General features: G+C 36.5%; 14 protein-coding genes and 3 pseudogenes. 6 read left to right on the top strand and 11 right to left on the bottom strand.

Features of this window, described 5'->3' with window-relative positions; genetic code table 11:
• Positions 1 to 897: 897 nt before the first annotated feature.
• A pseudogene (locus ACFIK4_RS05675) lies at positions 898 to 1,660 on the bottom strand (autotransporter outer membrane beta-barrel domain-containing protein); the annotation flags it as partial.
• 387 nt (positions 1,661 to 2,047) lie between these two features.
• Between ACFIK4_RS05675 and ACFIK4_RS05670 the strand changes: the two are divergent.
• Complete coding sequence (locus ACFIK4_RS05670) at positions 2,048 to 2,191, top strand: hypothetical protein (RefSeq protein ID WP_375612281.1); 144 nt, start codon at positions 2,048 to 2,050, stop codon at positions 2,189 to 2,191.
• Between the two features lies 1 nt (position 2,192).
• On the opposite strand, the gene ACFIK4_RS05665 is transcribed toward ACFIK4_RS05670, so the two are convergent.
• Genes ACFIK4_RS05665 through ACFIK4_RS05655 form a run of 3 tightly spaced genes read right to left on the bottom strand, consistent with a single transcriptional unit; the run spans position 2,193 to position 4,962 of the window.
• The gene (locus tag ACFIK4_RS05665) at positions 2,193 to 3,164 is read right to left on the bottom strand and encodes a WD40 repeat domain-containing protein (protein WP_375675392.1); all 972 of its coding nucleotides are present in this window, start codon (positions 3,162 to 3,164) and stop codon (positions 2,193 to 2,195) included.
• Positions 3,165 to 3,174: 10 nt separating this feature from the next.
• Positions 3,175 to 4,197, bottom strand: coding sequence for a CobW family GTP-binding protein (locus tag ACFIK4_RS05660; RefSeq protein WP_375638762.1), 1,023 nt, complete (start codon positions 4,195 to 4,197; stop codon positions 3,175 to 3,177).
• Between the two features lie 21 nt (positions 4,198 to 4,218).
• On the bottom strand, positions 4,219 to 4,962 hold the full coding sequence (locus ACFIK4_RS05655; RefSeq protein ID WP_375621597.1) for a creatininase family protein: 744 nt from the start codon (positions 4,960 to 4,962) through the stop codon (positions 4,219 to 4,221).
• A 2,199-nt stretch (positions 4,963 to 7,161) separates the two neighbouring features.
• On the opposite strand from ACFIK4_RS05655, the gene ACFIK4_RS05650 reads away from it, so the two are divergent.
• The gene (locus ACFIK4_RS05650) at positions 7,162 to 7,518 is read left to right on the top strand and encodes a hypothetical protein (protein WP_375612285.1); all 357 of its coding nucleotides are present in this window, start codon (positions 7,162 to 7,164) and stop codon (positions 7,516 to 7,518) included.
• Between the two features lie 812 nt (positions 7,519 to 8,330).
• Here the strand turns inward: ACFIK4_RS05650 and ACFIK4_RS05645 are convergent.
• A complete protein-coding gene (locus tag ACFIK4_RS05645; RefSeq protein ID WP_375675389.1) occupies positions 8,331 to 9,665 on the bottom strand; it encodes an NAD(P)H-dependent oxidoreductase in 1,335 nt (444 codons plus the stop codon).
• A 163-nt stretch (positions 9,666 to 9,828) separates the two neighbouring features.
• On the opposite strand from ACFIK4_RS05645, the gene ACFIK4_RS05640 reads away from it, so the two are divergent.
• Positions 9,829 to 10,308, top strand: coding sequence for a MaoC family dehydratase (locus tag ACFIK4_RS05640; RefSeq protein ID WP_375612287.1), 480 nt, complete (start codon positions 9,829 to 9,831; stop codon positions 10,306 to 10,308).
• A gap of 171 nt (positions 10,309 to 10,479) precedes the next feature.
• On the opposite strand, the pseudogene ACFIK4_RS05635 reads toward ACFIK4_RS05640, so the two are convergent.
• From ACFIK4_RS05635 to ACFIK4_RS05620, 4 genes and pseudogenes are all read right to left on the bottom strand, one after another.
• Positions 10,480 to 10,656: pseudogene (locus ACFIK4_RS05635) on the bottom strand (integrase); the annotation flags it as partial.
• A gap of 573 nt (positions 10,657 to 11,229) precedes the next feature.
• The gene (locus tag ACFIK4_RS05630) at positions 11,230 to 11,889 is read right to left on the bottom strand and encodes a methionine ABC transporter permease (RefSeq protein WP_375609233.1); all 660 of its coding nucleotides are present in this window, start codon (positions 11,887 to 11,889) and stop codon (positions 11,230 to 11,232) included.
• Positions 11,882 to 12,916: a methionine ABC transporter ATP-binding protein gene (locus tag ACFIK4_RS05625; protein ID WP_375613642.1), complete on the bottom strand. Its 1,035-nt coding sequence runs from the start codon at positions 12,914 to 12,916 to the stop codon at positions 11,882 to 11,884. The genes ACFIK4_RS05630 and ACFIK4_RS05625 overlap by 8 nt, the downstream gene beginning before the upstream one ends.
• Before the next feature lie 48 nt (positions 12,917 to 12,964).
• The gene (locus tag ACFIK4_RS05620) at positions 12,965 to 13,783 is read right to left on the bottom strand and encodes a MetQ/NlpA family ABC transporter substrate-binding protein (protein ID WP_375613641.1); all 819 of its coding nucleotides are present in this window, start codon (positions 13,781 to 13,783) and stop codon (positions 12,965 to 12,967) included.
• Positions 13,784 to 14,290: 507 nt separating this feature from the next.
• Between ACFIK4_RS05620 and ACFIK4_RS05615 the strand changes: the two genes are divergently transcribed.
• The gene (locus ACFIK4_RS05615; protein WP_375638766.1) at positions 14,291 to 14,929 is read left to right on the top strand and encodes an SH3 domain-containing protein; all 639 of its coding nucleotides are present in this window, start codon (positions 14,291 to 14,293) and stop codon (positions 14,927 to 14,929) included.
• A gap of 284 nt (positions 14,930 to 15,213) precedes the next feature.
• Here ACFIK4_RS05615 and ACFIK4_RS05610 read toward each other — a convergent pair whose 3' ends face one another.
• Positions 15,214 to 16,245, bottom strand: coding sequence for an aspartate-semialdehyde dehydrogenase (locus ACFIK4_RS05610; protein WP_375638768.1), 1,032 nt, complete (start codon positions 16,243 to 16,245; stop codon positions 15,214 to 15,216).
• A gap of 1,261 nt (positions 16,246 to 17,506) precedes the next feature.
• On the bottom strand, positions 17,507 to 17,887 hold the full coding sequence (locus ACFIK4_RS05605; RefSeq protein ID WP_375612292.1) for a helix-turn-helix domain-containing protein: 381 nt from the start codon (positions 17,885 to 17,887) through the stop codon (positions 17,507 to 17,509).
• Positions 17,888 to 18,113: 226 nt separating this feature from the next.
• Here ACFIK4_RS05605 and ACFIK4_RS05600 point away from each other — a divergent pair, with 226 nt between their 5' ends.
• Both ACFIK4_RS05600 and ACFIK4_RS05595 read left to right on the top strand, forming a co-directional pair.
• Positions 18,114 to 19,280, top strand: a complete 1,167-nt coding sequence (locus ACFIK4_RS05600) for a tyrosine-type recombinase/integrase (RefSeq protein ID WP_375675383.1) — start codon at positions 18,114 to 18,116, stop codon at positions 19,278 to 19,280.
• Between the two features lie 207 nt (positions 19,281 to 19,487).
• Positions 19,488 to 19,553: pseudogene (locus ACFIK4_RS05595) on the top strand (DNA-binding protein); the annotation flags it as partial.

The raw sequence follows: 19,553 nt of genomic DNA, 5'->3' as shown, positions 1-19,553 counted from the left end.
TCGTGGAGATGTCACTTATCAGCATAGATTTAAGAAAATTGGTTTTTCTGGAACGAGTTTCTCTGCTGGATTGCGCCACCTCTTTTGATGAGCTGCAATATGTATTTTTAGTTAAAAGGCAGAAGATTTTCGGCCTTTTAATGTATTAAAATTTATTTTGCTTCATCAATATGGTTATTTTTTGATATAAAAGATTACAATAGATGCTTTCTTTTATGCGATGAGAAATTTTTCTAAAATTTTTGATGTTAAGATATGAGGACAGATTTCATTGTGAATATGAAAAGTTTGAATGCTGAATGCTTTCGGCATAATCTTTCAAAAGAGACGATATAGGTGGTTGTTTTTGTCCATTTCTTTATTCATTTTTATAGATCATAAGTTTAGTCTTTATGAGTTTTATGCATTGTTTTGAATTTTGTTTTAGAACTTTATTCACGTTTATATCATTTAATACGCATATTATTTGTTTCTTTTTTAGGATGTTTACTTAAGAATTTTGGATAGATACTTATTTTTAGAACAAAAAGAGGGAGTTTGAGGTCAAATTATAATAAAAGTAAAGTATGCTTTATCGTGTTGTTATGGTTGTTGTTTTGTAAGTGATAGGTGGCAGAGAAATTTCGATAAGATACAGGATATTATTTTCATTGCGGTCATGCGCGGATATCACCATTCTTTTTTCAGCATTCAATATTTGCGCAGATTTTAGCACTCGAGAATGTTCATAAGAAGTAATTTACCTTTTTTCAAAAGTCCTTCTTTGCATGCCAGCTTCGTTTGTGATGGACAAGGGGTTAATTGATTAAATATAAACAGGTTTGAAATGAAAGAAATTTATAATATTTAGTTTTTATTCAATATCTAAAATGATGAATGAGCATTCTGAATTATTGCATGAAATTTTCCTAAATCAATATCACGCGTCTTATTAAACTGAAGATGCTGATAAACAACCTGAATCTGCGGAGCAAAAACAACACCTTTATACCCTGTTGCAAACGTTCTGCCACTCGTTAAAGAACCGCTAAACTGTTTACCCTTGGCAATAGCTTTACCCCGTGCTCGTGTCAAAACATCACCTTTAAAAAGGCCATACGATACCACCCCATCCATATAAAAACCGGTATCATGCTGCAAATTTCCATAAGCAGTAACAGACCATTTATTAAATGCGCTTTTTTTGCTTTGTTCAACATCCTGAGGGTGTAGAGAAAGATTTCCATAGTTCCCCAAAACTCCAAAGAATGTACGACCATATAAACTCTCAATCTCGTTTAACAAAACACCTGCTTGAAATGCATTATAATCGAGCTCAGCACCATAACCATATTCAAAAGCAGATAAATTGGAAGCATAATGATGACTCCCCCCATAAGCACGCAGAAAAAAGGCTGTCTTTTTATTATCTTTCCCAAAGGAATGAAAAGCATTCCGCATTGTCTCTAACGTCTTATTTTGCGTGGTCATATCCACTAAACCAGCATGAAATAAGGCATTTGGCAAAAGAAGATAAGTTGGAACCTGTGGAACAACCGCTCTAATTTGGAGATTAGACGAGGAATCCAAAGGGTCAGAAGACCCAGAAGGCTTTGGTTTAACATGGGAAAGAAGCAGAAGGAATAGAATCCGGAGATGAAGGAGATACCGGAACAGAGGGCGGTAATAGAAGTTCCATGAAATGATTATTAGATAGAATTTTCTAGGCAAGAAACTAAAGTGTGGAAGGCTGCTCGTAGGAAACTTTGCTCTTTGGAGGGGGAAATCAAAAAATTTTTTATTTAGGAAAATAGTGTTGAATTCCCTTCTTCTGATCGTAAGAATAAATCGTTGTTTCAATGATGATATCAGCTATTTTTTGCCGAATTTTAAGAAAAATGCTTTTGTGGAAGTATGTAGCCTATATAGATGTTTATAGGGAGATGGGGGGCGGTCTTGAGAGTGATGTTTTTATTCTTGTATGGGGGTAGCAATGTTAAAAGGTCAAAAAACATGTTTAAGGTATTTTCTTGTCTAAAGGGGGGAGGAAAGGAAGAGGGAAGATTTAATGATTACGAAGATTTTAGGAGATTTTTGGGGGGAGATTAGGGAGATAGGATTTCTGAGAGCTCTGGAGATGCAAGGGGATAAGATTTCTGGAGGATTGTGTGGGCATTCTTTATCGGCGATGATTGCGCTTTTGGGTGCTTAATTTAATCAGTGATCTTGATTATACCACATTCACCATTTTCGCTACCGAAGGAGAGGTTTTGCCCTGCTTGATCCCAATTAAGTGCTGAGATAGCACTTTTCCCATAACCTTTTAGAAGGACTTCTTTTCCATCATGGAATTGTGCCGCTAAAATCATTCCATCATTGAAGCCTATTGCTACAATTTCTTTGTTTGGGTGGCATGAAACGGTGCTAACAAGTGCATTTGCTCGTGTGCCTAGTTCTAGAGGTGTTTTTCCCATGGGGCCATCTTTTGTATGAAAGGGCCAAACAATTGCGGCAGAGGCACCTGATGTTGCTAGCCATTTTCCTTTTGCACTCCAAGACCAGCTTTTGACTTTGCTTGGGTAGCCACTCATGCGGAGGTGCTGATTATCAGTGAGACGCCAGCCGTGTAAGGCGTTTTCTTGCATGGTGGAAATGACATAGCGGTTGTCTGGTGAAAAGGTGACACCACAATGAGCTCCTTTCCATACCAATGTGGTGGGAGATATTTGCGTTGATAACCAATGAAGAGTGACTCCATTGTAATGGGCAACGGCAAGTCGCAAACCTTTGGGGGCAAAAGCAAGGCCTTCTACACTGCGTTCATGTGTGAGCTCTTGTCGTTCTTTTCCAATATGCGCAAATGCGAGGCGTGAGGAGGAAAAAGCAAAAGCTTTTTGTGGACCAAAAGCAACGTTGTTTATCCATTTGCGTTCTTTTTGGCTTAACACTTCCGTGTGATCTGCTGCGGTTGTTTGACAGACTTTTCCATCTTCTCCACCGGTGATGATCGCGGTATTGTCATGGGAAAAATGGCTTGAAATTATTCCTTGGTGAACTTCAACGATTTGTGGGGTTGGATTAAAAAAAACAATGAAACCTTCTACGGAAACAAAGGCTGGTTTATTGCCTATAAAACCGCAGGAAAGGCAGTAACTTTTGAGATCATAATGGGTAATGTTTGGCATTATCACTCACTTATGCGCAATTTTCAAAACCAGTTTTTAATTTTTCAGCATCAAGAGAGCGTCCTATAAAGACAAGGCGGCTTTCTCGTTTTTCATCTTCACGCCATGGGCGTTGATGTTGTCCTTCAAGAAGCATATGTATCCCTTGAATGACGTAACGATCATCGTCTCCTTGAAAGGCGATAATGCCTTTAAGACGCAAGATATCAGGTCCTTGTTGCTGTGTAACCTGCTGGATCCAAGGGAAAAACTTTTCTGGTTGCAGAGCATCTGTTTTTAAACTTACAGAAGTGATGGTAATATCATGAATGGTGGATGCGTGATGATGGTCATGATCATGATTACAATCGGGACCACATACATGATCTGCGTGATGATGGTCAAGAAAATGGGGATCATTATCTAAAGTGCGTTGGAGATCAAAGGAACTACGATCGAGGAGTTTATCAACAGGGATGTTAACGCGCTCTGTTGCGTAAATTATGGCTCTGGGATTAATGGCCAGAATAAGGGATTCAGCATGGCTGCGTTCTTGTTGGGTGACAAGATCAATCTTATTTAAAAGAATAATATCCGCGAAGGCAATTTGGTCTTCAGCTTCACGACTTGTTTTCAGTTGAGAGGGAAAATGCTTTGCATCAACGACCGCTATGACACTGTCGAGAGCTGTTTTTTCATGGATAGTATCATCCATGAAAAAGGTCTGTGCTACGGGAACGGGATCAGCAAGCCCTGTCGTTTCTATAATGATCGCATCAAATCGATAAGAACGTTGCATCAGACTTTCTAGAATGCGAATGAGATCACCACGTACGGTGCAGCAAATACAGCCATTATTCATTTCATAAATTTCTTCGTCTGATTCAATGATCAGGTCATTATCAATACCAATTTCACCAAATTCATTGACAATGACGGCATAACGTTTGCCATGATTTTCACTGAGAATGCGGTTGAGAAGGGTGGTTTTTCCAGCACCAAGATAGCCTGTGAGAACCGTAACGGGAAGTTTTTTGGGGTGTATCGTTTCCATGGAGAGACCTTTTATTGTTCTTTATTGCCATGTGTTTATGTTAAATCGATTGATATCATCAAGTAAATCACGAAGCTGAGACAGAACATGAGAAAAGATTGCTTCACCGGCTTGTGGTGTTGCTTTGCTTGCATTTCCTGCCGCACCTTGCGTATTTAGATCTTTCATTGTCCAACCAAAGGCATGAGGACCATAAGCGCGTAAATACCGATAATTGGCAATCATATCCGCTTGTTTATTATGAAAATTTTCTGCCTTTTCCATATGGACTTTTTCTGGTGCTAAATAGAGCATGAGAGAGGTTTCGATAAAGCCTCCATGGATATCAAGATGTTGTTGAGATGGCTCCATGAGACCTTGTGGTAAACCAAAACGGCTCCAGCTTGTTGCTACAGCGAGCATGGAAAGGCGCTTTCGTAATTCGGTGATAACAATGCTCATTAAAGGTGAATTTCCTCCGTGAGCATTGAGAAGAAGAAGACGGTTGATCCCTTTGTGATAACAGTTTTCACCAATCTTTATCCATCGCTTAATCGCATCAGAAAAGGTAAGGGTTTGCGTGCCTGTAACATCCATATGTTCTATAGAATAGCCAATCTTTTCAACCGGTAAAAGTGCGATATGAAACTGCTCTTTTGTTTGTAAAGTGAGGGCTTTTGCAAAAGCTTCAGCAATAATCCAGTCGGTTTCGAAAGGAAGGTGCTCTCCGTGATATTCATGTGCACCCAAAGGTAAAAGAGCGAGAAAAGGTGGGTTAGATACCATAAATTAATGCCCAAAAGAGAAGTCAAAAGAGACAAAGTGATCAAAGGTGCTGTCACTATTTAATCTATCTATAAGAGAAACGCAAATAGGCGTCTTTTTACATCACATATGGATGCATAAAAATGAGAGCTTTGTTAAAAATAGAGAAGCTTTTATTGAGCAAAGCCACCGCAATTTTTCTGTAATATTAGGCAATCTTTCTCAAGATAGTTGTCTTTTATAATTATTTCTGATGTATATTCTCATTTTTAATAATTATATATTCATATATATTAAATATGTAATTTTTTCTGTAAATTACATATTATTCTTTTATTATGGAGCGAGGATGATCAAAGTATTTCTACTATTGCAATAGTACAGACTTTTGTTGCAATCAGGAAATCTATTCAATTATCTGTATATTACAAAAGAATAGAAATATTTGTTGATTTATTTTACTTTGGATAGTGTCTTAACAGATTTTAGTGTTCATGAGAAAAAATAAATATAAAGGGAAGAATTCACGTAAGATGAATTTGTAATCTCATAGAGCAGTTTATAAGATGATTCAGTAAGAAACACCGTTGGATACAAGAAACACCGTTGGATACATGATAAACAGAACGCCATTGTGTTGCACATTGACGCTTTTGTTTTAAAGAAACATTTCTCAAGGTATCCAAGCCTATTTTGCAACGGCGCCCGTGAATAGTATAACGGTAAAGCCTTATAATATAAAATCTATTGTTTTCCACCATATTTACACTTTTAAAGTAAAAATGGGCACCATCATTCACTTTGCTAGTTTTCAATACTGTGTTAACAGCGCTTGTTAGTTAAAATACCTCATAAGTGATATTTTCCTTTCTTCAAGTGTGTTTACACACACACACCGATCTCGTTTGTGATTTGCAAGTGAAGAATTTTGATTGATTCAATATAAACAGAGTTAAAATTAAGAGAGTTTTATAATCGTCAGCTTTCTCATTCAACATGCAAAACAATAAATTATTATTATAGATTAATATTTTGCGATTAAAGTGATCGGTTGATGAATTTATCATTCAATATCAGTTTTCATGGCGTTATTTTTTCAATGCGCTACTTAAGTTGGTATTTTAAAAATGCAATTTTTTAGTAAGTTTCTCTATTCCTTTTCTTTCAAGCATTTAATCAATTATTTATTATTATTCGTTTTTCACAAATTGCAGACAGTTATGTGAATATTGCTAAAAATTTCGTTCAAAGAGAATTATTTGTTACTAATATAGAGTAAATATAATTACTTAAAATATAAATATGGTTGTGATCTACAATATTGACGAAAAATATGGAATAACTTTTATGAAAATTAAGAAAGAAAGTTTTTTCAGTATTTTGGGGATCATTTCATTTTTCATGACTCTCTTTTTATTTAATTTTAGGTAGTTTGTTGGAGCTCTAGTATTGCTTATAATGGTTTTGTAAATCTGATAGATTTACTTATTTTATGCGTTTGTTTTGTTAGGTTTGAAAGTCAATATTTTGTGTTCTTTATGCTGTATGGGATAAAGGGGGCTGAATTACCTTTTTTAAGATGCTATGCAGTATTTTTTCTTTTTATATATCAGTAAAAGTTGAGAATCATTTTATTAACGTCTCTTCCATTTGAAGATAGAGATCTTAATTGTTTTTTTACACTTTATACCTGTTTTATAGAAAAATAGTACACTATTTAAATTTGTTTTATTAGGATAGATTTGTTTTAGATCAAGTTTTTATTTGATACCAATTTCATTTTTATATTTATTGAAATAATAGACAATCATATATCATTATATTGGCAGTTTTAAATTTTATAGTTCTTTAAAATTAATTACATTTTAAATTATTTATAAAAGCTCTATTATATAATTTTTTAAATGAATTTGTTTCGTAATATTTCTTATAATAAGAAATTTAATAAATTATTATTATTTTTAATTATAGCAATAAAAATGACAAAATATTACTGTTGGTATCTTGAGTTATTATGGCGTAAAAGGAATAAATTATTTTTATCATTTATTGTTTTTTATCTTTACATGTAATACATAATGTGTTATATTATAATAACAAAATTACATATAATATTTTATTATGTGCAATTATATAAATGATTAAATATAATTTTTGGTTTTTATATATGTGAATATTCTTTCATTTTTTCAGTGAAGAAAAAGAGGAGCAAAGAAAGCTATGTTTAAAATATTTAAAAATCGTGTATGTTCATTTACTTTTACACTATTTATTCTTTTTTTTATACAAACTATAGAGGGAAATGCAAGTTTTGTAAAAAATAAAGTTCAAGAGAGAATGGCAATTACTATTCCTACACTAGAAAAAAATGTAGCTATTAAAGCTGTGGATAGAGTTGTTATTCAAGGCGTTGAGGAACAAGATGTTATTGCGTTAGGGAAACCTGAAAAAGCTGCTGCCTTTTCAGGTTCAGCCTTTTGGGGGGGAATAAGTATTTTATCACTTCTTGCTTCTTTATGTATTGGGGATGTATTAGGTACTGTTGTAACTCTTTTTGCAATATTTAGTACACTTTAGTAGGAAGCTCATCGACAGAGTCGAGGATTTTTTTGTTCACTTCATTATTTTTAAAAAATAAATATTTTATTATTTATACTATACTAGATAATAAAATCACTAATCTTAATACTAAATGTAGCTTTTATTAACATTATTAAAGTTCAAGATCCTACATTTATGTTGTTTTTTACAAATTAGCGTAACCTGATTTTTTTTTTTACAGTTTATGATTATTTTCTAGTAATAAGGCTAGTATACTTACTATCTTTATCAGTCTTTTAATATTGTCTACCTTTTCTCATATGAAGATTATTCGTCAAAGGTATATTTTATCCTTTTTAAATTTTTTTATCTTTCATAAGGGGATAAAATAAAAAATATCCCTATATCCATGGCTCTCATGCAATAAGAAAAATGAGAAATTATTATTTATCATTTTAAATTTGTTTATGTTAAATCCATCAGAAGTATTTTTTACGTATAACAAGTTGCGTTCGTGTATGGATAAAATTATTAAAAAAAAGACTAAAAATTCTTCTCATTAATTATCTCTAAGGTTCAAGGACTGTTGTAGTATTGGAAAATAAATGATGGTGCTGGTTTGTATCTTCATAGAGTAAAGATAGTGATACACAATGAATCTTATGCCATCTCATGGGGTGGTTTATACTGTCGCATTTACGGGACATATTGTGAGAGCGAAGTGGGGATGTGCGTCGTTGGAAAATGCTTTTATTAAAACAGAAGCCTGAATTTTTGATACAAGTGTATTCTGGGTTGTTCTGTTGTGTAAGGGAAAGATGCTGTTAAGTAAGGTAATTCAGGAGTACTTATAGCTTAGCGGAAGAAGGGCAATGAAGTAAAAGGTCTTGTTTAGCACGAAGACGTGCAATCCATTGATCTTCACGAATAGCAGTATTATGCACTGTAATGAGTTCATTTTTTTTAATTTCAGCGGTTACTGTTGCTTTTTCCAAAAGACCACAAGGAATGGCGTGGTGAGCGCGTGCTTCTGCGATGTTCATTATCCAAGCACGATAAGTATAAAGACCGATAAAGTCTAGCTGATCACCTGGATGTAAATCTTTTTTAGCAACAGCACAGACTTCTACTACGGGATGGCTAAGAGGAACCATATCTTTTTTGCCATAAAGCATAATACGTGCGCAGGTGAGGGGAACTTCCATTGCTGTTAAATGATAGGGGCGATGAAAGGTGAAGTAAGGCCCCTGACCAATTTTTAAATCTTCCATACGTTCGCGTAAACGCGGGTGTGCTATTTCGGCAATGACAAAGACACCAGGTGAAACACCTGGACCTATTGAATAATCTACAACACCATATTGTTGTAAAATGCCCCCATCTTGTTTTGGAATAAGCACTTTGTTTAAATCTTGTAGCGCTGCTCGTGGTCCATGCATTCCTGGGCAATCGGGGAGAAGTCCGGTGGCATTGGCAATGGCTGCCATTTCAACCATCGTTTTGGAACCATCAATAAATTCAACCAACATGCGCACATTCATATTACGCCGGAATGCTTCTTCTTCGTAAGCGTCAGGTGTAGCATCAAAGCGCAGAGGATTATTTTTTCCTTTACCCGCTGCAACAATCTTATGTCCAAGGGCTGAAACAAATTCTATGAGTTCCATACAAGAAGTAGGTTCATCGCCGGCACCAAGTGTATAAATGAGCCCTCGTTTTTCTGCTTCATGTTTGAGATAAGCGCCAATTGTAACATCTGCTTCAACATTCATCATGACAAGATGTTTGTTATTCTCAAGCGCTTTGATACCAATCTCTGCTCCTGCTTCGGGATAGCCTGTTGCATCAACGATAATATCAATTTGTTCATGGCGCAAAACAAGGTTAATATCATCTGTTGCTGCAATTAAATTTTTTTCAATACTTTGGGTGAGAGCATAAGTATTTTCAACTTCACAGACATGTCCACCTTCGCCATAGGCTAGTGTAGCGGCATCAAAAATACGTGACGGTGTCCTCGTGGCGACTGCGGCGACTGTTATACCATCCATATGCGCAATACTTGATAATAAATCTGTGCCCATTTCACCACAACCAATCAGTCCAATACGGATGGGGGGGTGCTTTTCTGCACGTTGTTTCAAATCATGCGCTAAACCTGTTAGGTTCACATTGCTTGCCATTCTTTTTTCCTATTTGAAAACTATTCTGCTAAAGAACTTTTCTCATTCATAAGGTGCATTTGTTTTTAAGACAATTAATCTTTTATTCTTGATGCTCTAATCAATGGATTTTATAAAAGCAAGAGGGGTGGTTTCTTTTATCAAATAAAATAGGAATAGCGTTATGCAGCAAAAAATAACAGTACAAGATGTCACCAGTTTTATTGGGAAAGAAGTGGGATTATCGGAGTGGCGTCTTGTTACACAGGATATGATTAATCAGTTTGCATGTGCTACAGATGATCATCAATGGATACACGTTGATGAGGAAAAGGCTAAAAAGACACCTTTTGGCGGCACGATTGCTCATGGTTTTTTAACATTATCGCTTTTGTCTACGCTCGCTTATGAAGCTCTTCCAGAGTTAGAAGGGAGCACAATGGGGATTAATTATGGTTTCGATAAAGTACGCTTCATGAGTCCTGTGAAAACAGGGGTACGGATACGTGCGCGTTTTGTGTTAGACGACGCAGAAATTCGTCCTTCTGGTCGAGTGGTTTTCCATTATGGGGTTACGGTGGAAATTGAAAAGTTAAAAAAACCAGCTCTTACAGCTCAATGGCTTATTGTTGCTGTTGTGGAAGAAAAACCTTCCAATATCTAGATTATTTGAGTGCTTTATTTTATAAAATTTTTATACAATTCTATTAGAAGTTTCTTCAATGATGATATTGAGAATAATCTATAGGATAATAGATATGGTGGAGCTATCATAGCGTTGATAGCCATAGCAGGTTGCTATCTTTCCTAGATCGTTTTGAAGAGGAGTTTCCTAATGAAGATAGTGCATTGCTTCACGCTTTTGTTTATAGCGTTCTTTAATGGGATCATACCCATCACGTAAAACAGAACGCTTCAAATGGAATATACTTGCGTTGCCAATTCACGGGCTTATTTTAAAGCAACATCTCTCAACGTTCGTCACGCCCATTTCGCAATGGCGCCTGTGAATAGTATAACGATAAAGCCATTGAGCACCCCTATCTTTATGCTTGTGAAGAAGAAAGCTGGCACCATCATATTATATGCTAGCCGCCAATGTTAAGACAGGTCTTGGCGCTTGAGATAATTCATAAGAGGCATGCCTTCCTTTCTTGTATGTTTTTACTCACACGGCTCTTCCTGCTTGTAACGTGCAAGCGAGAGGTTTTGGTTGATTCTATATGGAACAAATTGGGAATGAGAGGATCTTACGGTATTCAGAGTTCTCGTTCAATATGAATAACGCCATATTATCATTATAAATTCAATGTGTTATCTACGGTTTGGAGAGGTTGTGGTCAATGTCTTAATTTAAAGAGAGTCTCACATACTGTGAGATCTCTTATTTTATCCCCTTTTATATTCTTTTATATTAAAGCCATTAAAACTATTTTCTTTCATGTTACAAACGGATGGGGAGAGATAAAAACTGTTTAAGAAAAAAGTTTCTAATCTCTTATGAGTGTTTTCGATAGGCAAGGGTTGGTGCACTTGGAAAGTGGCAAAGGGGATGATGGTATTGGCATGTGAAATTCTAAGTCTTTTAATGTTTTGTTTTATCAAGTTTTTGTACGATTTTATCAGAAGTCCATTGGGTTGTAATATTAAGCACGATCAAAAGGATGATGACGATGGTCATGATGAAGGTATTGTAGCGTTGGTAGCCATAGCGGATTGCCATATCCCCTAAACCGCCTCCACCAAGATATCCAGCAAGTGAGGTGGCTCCTATAAGAGAAATGACCATGACTGTAAAACCTGTAATCAGGCTAGGGAGAGCTTCAGGAATAAGAACATGTCTGATAATTTGAAGACGACTTGCACCCATCGAGCGGATCGCTTCAATGAGACCGTTTTCAACGGTTTTAAAAGAGAGTTCCGCCATGCGTGCATAAAAAGGGATAGCTGAAATGGTCAGTATAAAAATTACAGCAGGCATTCCTATCCCTCTTCCTACAACGATACGCGTAACGGGAAGAAGATAAAATGCAAGAATGATAAAGGGAATGGCACGAATACTGTCAATGATCATGCTTAAAGGGCGATTGATGAGAGATGAGGAAAAAATCCCTCCGCGTGCTGTTGTGTGAAGAAGAAGACCAAGGGGAAGCCCTATAATAAATGCCATAACAGAAGCACTAAGTGTCATCAATATTGTATCAATAACAGCTTGGGGAAGTTCATGAGACAGAACATTAAACATAGCCTAAGACCTCACAATATCGTCCTTTTTTCGTTAACCATTGAACAGCTTTTTCTAAAGCTTCTTTATCTTCTCCAGGAAGAGCCAAGAAGAGTCTCCCGATGGTTTCATCTTGAACTGTATCAATGCCACCATGCAAAATACGTGCTTTTAAACCACTCTCATTTTCTAGAAGATGAAGAAAAGGCTGCTGGGCAATTTCACCGGCAATATTAATTTCAATGACAGCTTCTCGTCCGATTGGTTTGAGATTTTTCGCAAATTTTTCAGGAAGTTGCGGGGTTACAAGCTTGAGCATGGCTATGGTTGTATCGTCTTGCGGTGATGTAAAGATGTCTTTCACACGTCCTTCTTCTACAATGTTTCCCTGATTAAGAACAACAACGCGATGCGCTATGGTGCGCACAACTTCCATTTCATGGGTGATGAGCACAATCGTGAGATTGAGGTGTTTATTAATATCAGCAAGGAGCTCTAGAATAGATTGTGTTGTTTCAGGGTCAAGAGCAGAGGTGGCTTCATCTGATAACAATATTTTAGGATTAGCAGCGAGCGCACGAGCAATGCCAACGCGTTGTTTTTGTCCCCCGGACAATTGTGCCGGATAGCAATATTCTTTCCCAGATAACCCAACCAATTCAATCAGTTCAAGGGCACGTTTGTGGCGTTGTTTCTTACTTACACCACTTAATTTAAGTGGCAATGCAATGTTATCAAGAATATTCTGCGATGAGAGAAGATTGAAATGTTGAAAAATCATCCCAATTCGTTGACGGTAAGGCGCCCATTCTATCTCTGATAGATTAGAAATATCAACATCTTCAAAAAAAATGGATCCTGCATCAATCTTCTCTAACCCATTTAAACAGCGAATAAGTGTTGATTTTCCTGCTCCACTGCGCCCAATAATGCCAAGGATTTCACCAGCATGGATATTTAAAGAGAGATTATTAATCACCGGAACACCAGCCGTTTTGTTAAAACAACGGCTGATGTTTTTTAAGGAGATAAGAGTAGGTTTTTCCATTCACAATTACTCGGATATTTGGCACAGTTATTCAGATATTTGGCACAATTACCAAGATGTTTGGGCGGTATTGCCAAAAATCTCTTTGATTTTTGCACGGATAAGATCGTTGTTGTAAGCGGCAACTAATTTTTTAACCCATGGTTCATCTTTTTCGCTCGTGCGTACAACGATGATATTATCATAAGGATTATTTTTTGCGCTCTCCCATGCGACTACATCTTTTTCGAAGTTTAATCCGGAAACAATAGCCCAGTTTGTGTTTATAATTGCAAGGTCAAAATCGTCAATAGCTCGTCCTAACATACCGGCATCGAGCTCACGAATTTGCAGGTTTTTAGGATTTTCGATAATATCAAGTGGAGATGCAAGAATATTATGAGGATCTTTTAACTTAATGAGACCTAAAGAATTAAGAAGAAGTAAGGCTCTTCCACCATTAGATGGGTCGTTCGGAATACCAACATGTGCACCATCACGAAGATCTTTTAAGTCTTTTATTTTGTGTGAGTAAACACCGATTGGAGCAATAAATGTATAGCCGACAATTGAAAGTTTATAGCCACGTTGTTTCATTTGTTCATTAAGATAAGGGGCGTGCTGAAAAGCATTCGCATCGATCTCTCCTGCGTTAACAGCATCATTAGGCAAAGCGTAATCAGAAAAATAAACGAGTTCAATATCTAAACCGGCTTTTTTAGCCTGTTCAGCAGCTGTTTTCCAAATAATCGCATCCCGCCCTTCCATAATACCAAGTTTGATTTTTGTTTTGTCTGCGGCCATGGAAAAAGCAGTAGACAAAAAAAGTGCAAAGAGAGAGAGGAATAATCCTATAATCCGACTACGAGAAAAATTTTTTAATGTCATATGCTTTTAACTTTCTTTTTCGAGAAATTTTTTGAGGGAAGTTTCAATATACTCTGTATCTTTTTAGGCAGATTTAAAGTTATACAAGCTTTAGAGAATATTCAATCACTTTTATTTTTAAAAGAGTATTATTTTTCCTTCTATTTTAGTTGTTTTGGGGGCTGATCATCATTTGTTCATAGAAATTCTCTGAAATTCAAATAATTAATTCTTTTATTGCAATCATTTGTTGAGGGAACCAATGCCCCTTTAAAAACTTCTGTAAGGGACAATTGGTTGAAGAACCGGACAATCAGATGATGCTTTAGCCGTAAATTCATGAAGAACATACTGTGCAATCAAGATCAAAAGGCCGTGTTCGTGTAGGCGATAAAGAGAAATTTTGTTGCAATGTTGTGGGTTTTTGGGGGGGGGAATAAAGGTTGCTGATCATTGGATTTAAACGCGGCAAATTTTTGCAAAGGCGAATTTTTGCCCTTCATACGTTTTAAGAGAGGAAGAAAAATAATGTTAAGAAAGAAATTTTTATCAACAATGATGACTTTATGGGCTTTAGGAGCGTCAGGGGTGGCTGTGACTGCTTTTCACGCACAAGCTGGAACCATTACAGGAACAGTTGCTCGTGTTGCATCAGGTCAGGTATCTTTACGCACAGGCCCTGCGACAGCTTATAAAGTTATCGCAATGGTTCCAATGGGAGCAAAAGTGCAAATTTATGGCTGCCTATCCAATAAAACTTGGTGTTCTCTTGGTTATCATGGAAAAGTTGGTTGGGCATCTGCACGTTACGTCAATGTTAACAATGTTCCTACCATTGCTTTTAAAAAGATGCCAGCAAAATCAAAATCCATGGTAAAATCGCCAAAAGAAAAAGTAAAACAGGCTGTTTCCGACTTTAAAGCTCTTCCGGCGATTCAAAAAACACGGAAAAATATGCAAAAACTATACAGAACAGATATGATTATCGATTCTACAGGTGTTAAAAAAAGAGATGAACGAACAATTTTAAATCCGTCGCAAAAAGCACAAGGCGTTTCTGTAAAGCACGTGAGTGCTTATAATCCCTCCTTTCCTGATAATGTCAATTACAAAAATTTTGAACGTAATGAAACGCGTTACCGTGTCGTGACTTATCCTGCTCGATAAGGGTAAAGTTAATTTTACAACCGGAATGACAAAAAGGATCAGCAGCATGAAGCAAACAATGCTTATGCTGCTGATCCTATTGTACCGTAAAATGTCATTAAGGCGGCAATGCTTAACTTAAGGTGGCGAGGCATTCAAGGATATTCCGAGTCAAATTTGACAATACCTTGGATTACAGTTCTTTAGGATGGTGATATGAACCTTCAGCTGGGGAAGGTTATACTGAAGAGAAGCCGGACTTTTGACAGACCGGCTAGGGGTTCTTTGTCCTTTCGGACAGGGCGTTAATTTGCGGACTTAGGCTTTATCAAATTACGAAAAATGAGCAATTCAGCAATTTGAACGGCATTCAATGCTGCTCCTTTTCTTAAATTATCGGCGACAACCCAGAAAGCTAAACCATTTTCAACGGTGATATCTTCACGAACACGGCTAATAAAGGTATCATCTTCTCCGGTACCTTCATAAGGTGTGGTATAACCACCATCTTCGTGTTTATCGATAAGCTGACAGCCTGGTGCATCGCGGAGGAGCGCTTGTGCTTCAGATGCGCTTAGTGGTTTTTCAAATTCAACATGGACGGCTTCGGCATGACCGATAAAGACAGGGACCCGAACAGCAGTGGCTGTTAATTTAATTTTCGGATCGAGAATTTTCTTCGTCTCAACCGTCATTTTCCATTCTTCTTTTGTATAACCATCTTCCATGAAAACATCGATATGAGGAATGACATTAAAGGCAATGCGTTTAGTGAATTTTTTTGATGTAATTGGGTCTGCAACAAAAACTGCACGTGATTGTTCGAAAAGTTCGTCCATTCCTTCTTTACCAGCTCCAGAAACAGACTGATATGTAGAGACAACAACACGTTTAATGATTGCAGCATCATGGAGAGGTTTTAAAGCTAAGACCAGTTGAATTGTTGAACAATTAGGATTTGCTATAATATTACGCTTAGAAAAGGCATTTATAGCTTCGCCATTGACTTCAGGGACTATCAACGGAACATTGGCATCATAGCGCCACGTGGAGGAATTATCGATGACGACACAGCCGGCAGCAGCAATTTTAGGGGCGTATTCTTTGGAAATGCTCCCTCCCGCAGACATAAGACAAAAATCTGTGTCAGAAAAATCGTAAGTATCCAGTGCTTTTACTTTTAAAGTTTTATCTCCATAAGAAACTTCTTGTCCTAATGAGCGTCGTGATGCTAGAGGGACGATTTCATGTGCAGGAAAACCACGTTCTTCTAAAATTGTAAGCATTTCACGACCAACATTTCCGGTTGCGCCGACAATTGCAACTTTATAACTCATTTTCTATATACTCCTCATGTCTCTCCACGTTTATTCCCCGTGCTATACTCAGGAGAGAGTGAGTTGGTCAAGGAACATCATTAAATTATATTTTTGATTTTCAACAACTCAATTTTGTGCACACCAATCATCATCATTAGCACAATAAATTGTTTTATTTCAAATAATACGTCTCTTTTAATCTTTCAGAATTGAAAAAATTGAATATTTTACGCTAAGCTATTATCTCTTTAGAAAACACTTTAATTAAGTGAATTCCTTATCTTCTGTCAATGTGTACCTTCACACTTTTGAATTTTTTAAAGATGGTATTACGTATCGCGTTGGTGGAATCTTTTTATACTTTATCTGTTAATTGTTGAATTATTTGATTTTCTCCCTATGCCTTTAAAAGCGAAGCTTCCTATTACAGTCTGTAAACAGCTAGATTCTAGCGGCTTCTCATTTTTCACTTAAACTAAAGGCTCAACAAGCAGGCCTAAAAATATTTAAAAAGATATTGGGCATCTAAAAAACATTTGAATGTTTCAAGGAGGTATGCGTGCTTCATATCCTCATACCTTAAATGATAGAATTTATGGCACAACAGGATAAACTTAAGTATCCATATATAGATAAATTCTTATGAAAGTTATAAATATAGTTTTTCGTGTCTATTTTTAATTTATATTTCTTATTTTTACTTTAATCCTGTTATGCTATAAAATATCATTATTTGGAGTATGGTGGTATAAGATCTTTGATTTTTCTCAATATATTTAAGTATTTTTTTAGTGTGTGGGAATATTTTTAGGCTTGTTTGGAGAGCCTTTTTTTAAGTAACTCATATGAGTGGAAAGTCGTTGAACACCCCCATATTTACGTTTAATAAAAGAGCAAGTTAGCACCATCATCCATTTTTTCAGCACACAATGTCGTTACAGCTCTTGGTTTGTGAGACGATTCAATAAGAGGTATGCCTTTTTGTACGTTTTTACTCACACGCCAACTTTGCTTGTAATGTGCCAACAGTGATTTTGATTGATTCAATATAGAACACGTTTGAAATGAAAGAATTTTACGATATTCGGAACACTTATTCAATATCAATAACGTTAGATTATCATTATAAATCAATGCACTATTTCTAAGTTAAACTCGTTAGAATTCGGATTATTTACAAATCAGATTAGATTAAGCATTTTCATTCTCATGAAGTGTGGGGAGACAGTCACAATTCTTGTCAATATTATTAAGGACTTTGATTATCTTTGCAATGAACTTATGAAAATAAGGGGTTATTTTTTTCATCAGAAATCAACTGCAAAATTGCTCTTTGTTTTTTGCGGGTCAGTATTCTGAAATTTTTTAAAAGTAAATATTCTGCTTTGCTTGCTATTCTGTCATCACAATGATAGAGGTTCTCTTCTTTTTTTGCGCCATCAGCATAAAAGAAGGAAACGGGAACATCTAATATATGAGCAATTTCCTGTAAACGTCTTGCACTTACGCGATTTAAGCCTTTTTCATACTTTTGGATTTGTTGGAATGTTACGCCTAAATGACTTCCTAATTGTTTTTGAGAAAACCCCATGACGTTTCTTCTGAAGCGAATTTTTTTGCCTAAAGAAATATCGTAAAAATGTAGATTTTTGGCTTTCACTTGATGTCCCCACCGGTTGCGAGCGCCCTCGCATTAGTATTCCGGGGTCTGGCAACACATTGATTTATAATAATAAATCATCCTTTTTTAACTTGAATCATAACTCCGAATATAGTAAGATTTTCTCATCACAAACCCTCTCAGATTGAATCAATTAATATCACTTGCTTGCACGTCAAAAGCGGGGCTGGTGTGTGGGTAAAAATTGTACAAGAAAGGAGTAAAAATGGTTCTTATGAATCGTCTTAATGCAAGGGCTGTCGCAACATTGGGGGCTGGCAAATATAATGATGGTGCCGGCTTGCTTCTCCATAAGCGTAAAGATGGTGGTGCTCAATGGCTTTATCGTTATACCATTCATGGTCGGCGTCGTGAAATGGGCTTGGGGGCATTGCGAAACGTTTCTTTAAAAAAAGCCCGTGAATTAGCAAATCAATGGCGTTCTGTTTTGCATGAGGGGCGTGATCCCATTAAAGAACGTGACAAACAAAAGCGTGAGGCAATAAGTAATCTCCATTATTTAAAAGACATTGCCTTAGATGCTTTTGAAAGTCGTAAAGCTGAATTAAAAGGAGATGGCAAGGCTGGGAATTGGTTTCTACCTTTACAACTTTATATTCTCCCCAAATTAGGCTGTATTCCTATTTCAGAAATTACACAAACAGAGATACGCAATGTTCTTGCTCCCATCTGGCATGCAAAAGCTGCAACCGCAGAGAAAGCACTAAATCGTCTTAATATTTGTCTCAAACATGCTGCTGCTTTGGGGCTGGATGTTGATTTACAAGCAACGATAAAAGCACGGGCTCTCTTAGGGAAACAACGCCATAAAGCACAAAATTTACCAGCAATGGACTGGAAAGATGTTCCTGCCTTTTATCAGTCACTCTGCAAAACAACAACAATGACACAACTGGCTTTGCGTTTGCTTATTCTTACAGGCGTTCGTACACGTCCTTTGCGCTATATGCATGAAGATCAGATTGATGGGGATATATGGACCATTCCTGCTGAAAATATGAAAGGAAAGCGTGATACTACAACAGAATTTCGCGTCCCCTTATCAAAAGAAGCGCTGAAAATTATTGAACAAGCTCGTTGTATTTCTAAAAGTGATTTTCTTTTTTCTCCTACCGGTCGCGGTCCTCTTTCACATACGATGATGGCTTGGTATATGAGAAAAAATAAAATTGAAGCATGCCCGCATGGTTTTCGTTCTAGTTTACGCAATTGGCTTGCTGAAACAACCGATGCTTCCTATGAGGTTGCTGAAACTATTCTAAGTCATACAGTCGGAGGACAAGTAGAGCGTGCTTATCGTCGTACGGACTATCTAGAACAGCGCCGTGTTTATATGGATAAATGGGCGGCTTATGTCACGGGTCAATCTTAAGATATGGGGTGAATAACCCCATGATCTGTGGATAACTTTCTCTCTCTTCTCTCTCATTCTTTCTCAATAAGAGTCATAAATTATCACATCACAAATTATATGATAAAATATTGTTTTCTATGAATAAAACATCTTTCTAAATGAACCAAAATGTGGTTAATAAATGATTATGATTTGTTTTTGTTTTTATAGTGAAAGGATTTTAGAATGACAGAAAATGATATTCTTTTAACAGACCGTGAAAGTGCAAAATTGCTTCATATGAGTGTCTCA

The sequence above is a fragment of the Bartonella sp. AP9QHHD genome (assembly GCF_042195625.1).
Taxonomy (GTDB): domain Bacteria; phylum Pseudomonadota; class Alphaproteobacteria; order Rhizobiales; family Rhizobiaceae; genus Bartonella.
Note: the sequence above shows the minus strand (reverse complement) of the source record. Positions and strands in the feature narration are given on the sequence as shown.

Excerpts from the sequence above, each read along its gene's own strand:
- ACFIK4_RS05615 (WP_375638766.1), top strand. The coding sequence starts at position 14,291 with ATGTTAAGAAAGAAATTTTTATCAACAATGATGACTTTATGGGCTTTA.
- ACFIK4_RS05640 (WP_375612287.1), top strand. The coding sequence starts at position 9,829 with ATGCAGCAAAAAATAACAGTACAAGATGTCACCAGTTTTATTGGGAAA.
- ACFIK4_RS05625 (WP_375613642.1), bottom strand. The coding sequence starts at position 12,916 with ATGGAAAAACCTACTCTTATCTCCTTAAAAAACATCAGCCGTTGTTTT.
- ACFIK4_RS05670 (WP_375612281.1), top strand. The coding sequence starts at position 2,048 with ATGATTACGAAGATTTTAGGAGATTTTTGGGGGGAGATTAGGGAGATA.
- ACFIK4_RS05665 (WP_375675392.1), bottom strand. The coding sequence starts at position 3,164 with ATGCCAAACATTACCCATTATGATCTCAAAAGTTACTGCCTTTCCTGC.
- ACFIK4_RS05600 (WP_375675383.1), top strand. The coding sequence starts at position 18,114 with ATGGTTCTTATGAATCGTCTTAATGCAAGGGCTGTCGCAACATTGGGG.
- ACFIK4_RS05610 (WP_375638768.1), bottom strand. The coding sequence starts at position 16,245 with ATGAGTTATAAAGTTGCAATTGTCGGCGCAACCGGAAATGTTGGTCGT.
- ACFIK4_RS05645 (WP_375675389.1), bottom strand. The coding sequence starts at position 9,665 with ATGGCAAGCAATGTGAACCTAACAGGTTTAGCGCATGATTTGAAACAA.
- ACFIK4_RS05650 (WP_375612285.1), top strand. The coding sequence starts at position 7,162 with ATGTTTAAAATATTTAAAAATCGTGTATGTTCATTTACTTTTACACTA.
- ACFIK4_RS05630 (WP_375609233.1), bottom strand. The coding sequence starts at position 11,889 with ATGTTTAATGTTCTGTCTCATGAACTTCCCCAAGCTGTTATTGATACA.
- ACFIK4_RS05660 (WP_375638762.1), bottom strand. The coding sequence starts at position 4,197 with ATGGAAACGATACACCCCAAAAAACTTCCCGTTACGGTTCTCACAGGC.
- ACFIK4_RS05620 (WP_375613641.1), bottom strand. The coding sequence starts at position 13,783 with ATGACATTAAAAAATTTTTCTCGTAGTCGGATTATAGGATTATTCCTC.
- ACFIK4_RS05655 (WP_375621597.1), bottom strand. The coding sequence starts at position 4,962 with ATGGTATCTAACCCACCTTTTCTCGCTCTTTTACCTTTGGGTGCACAT.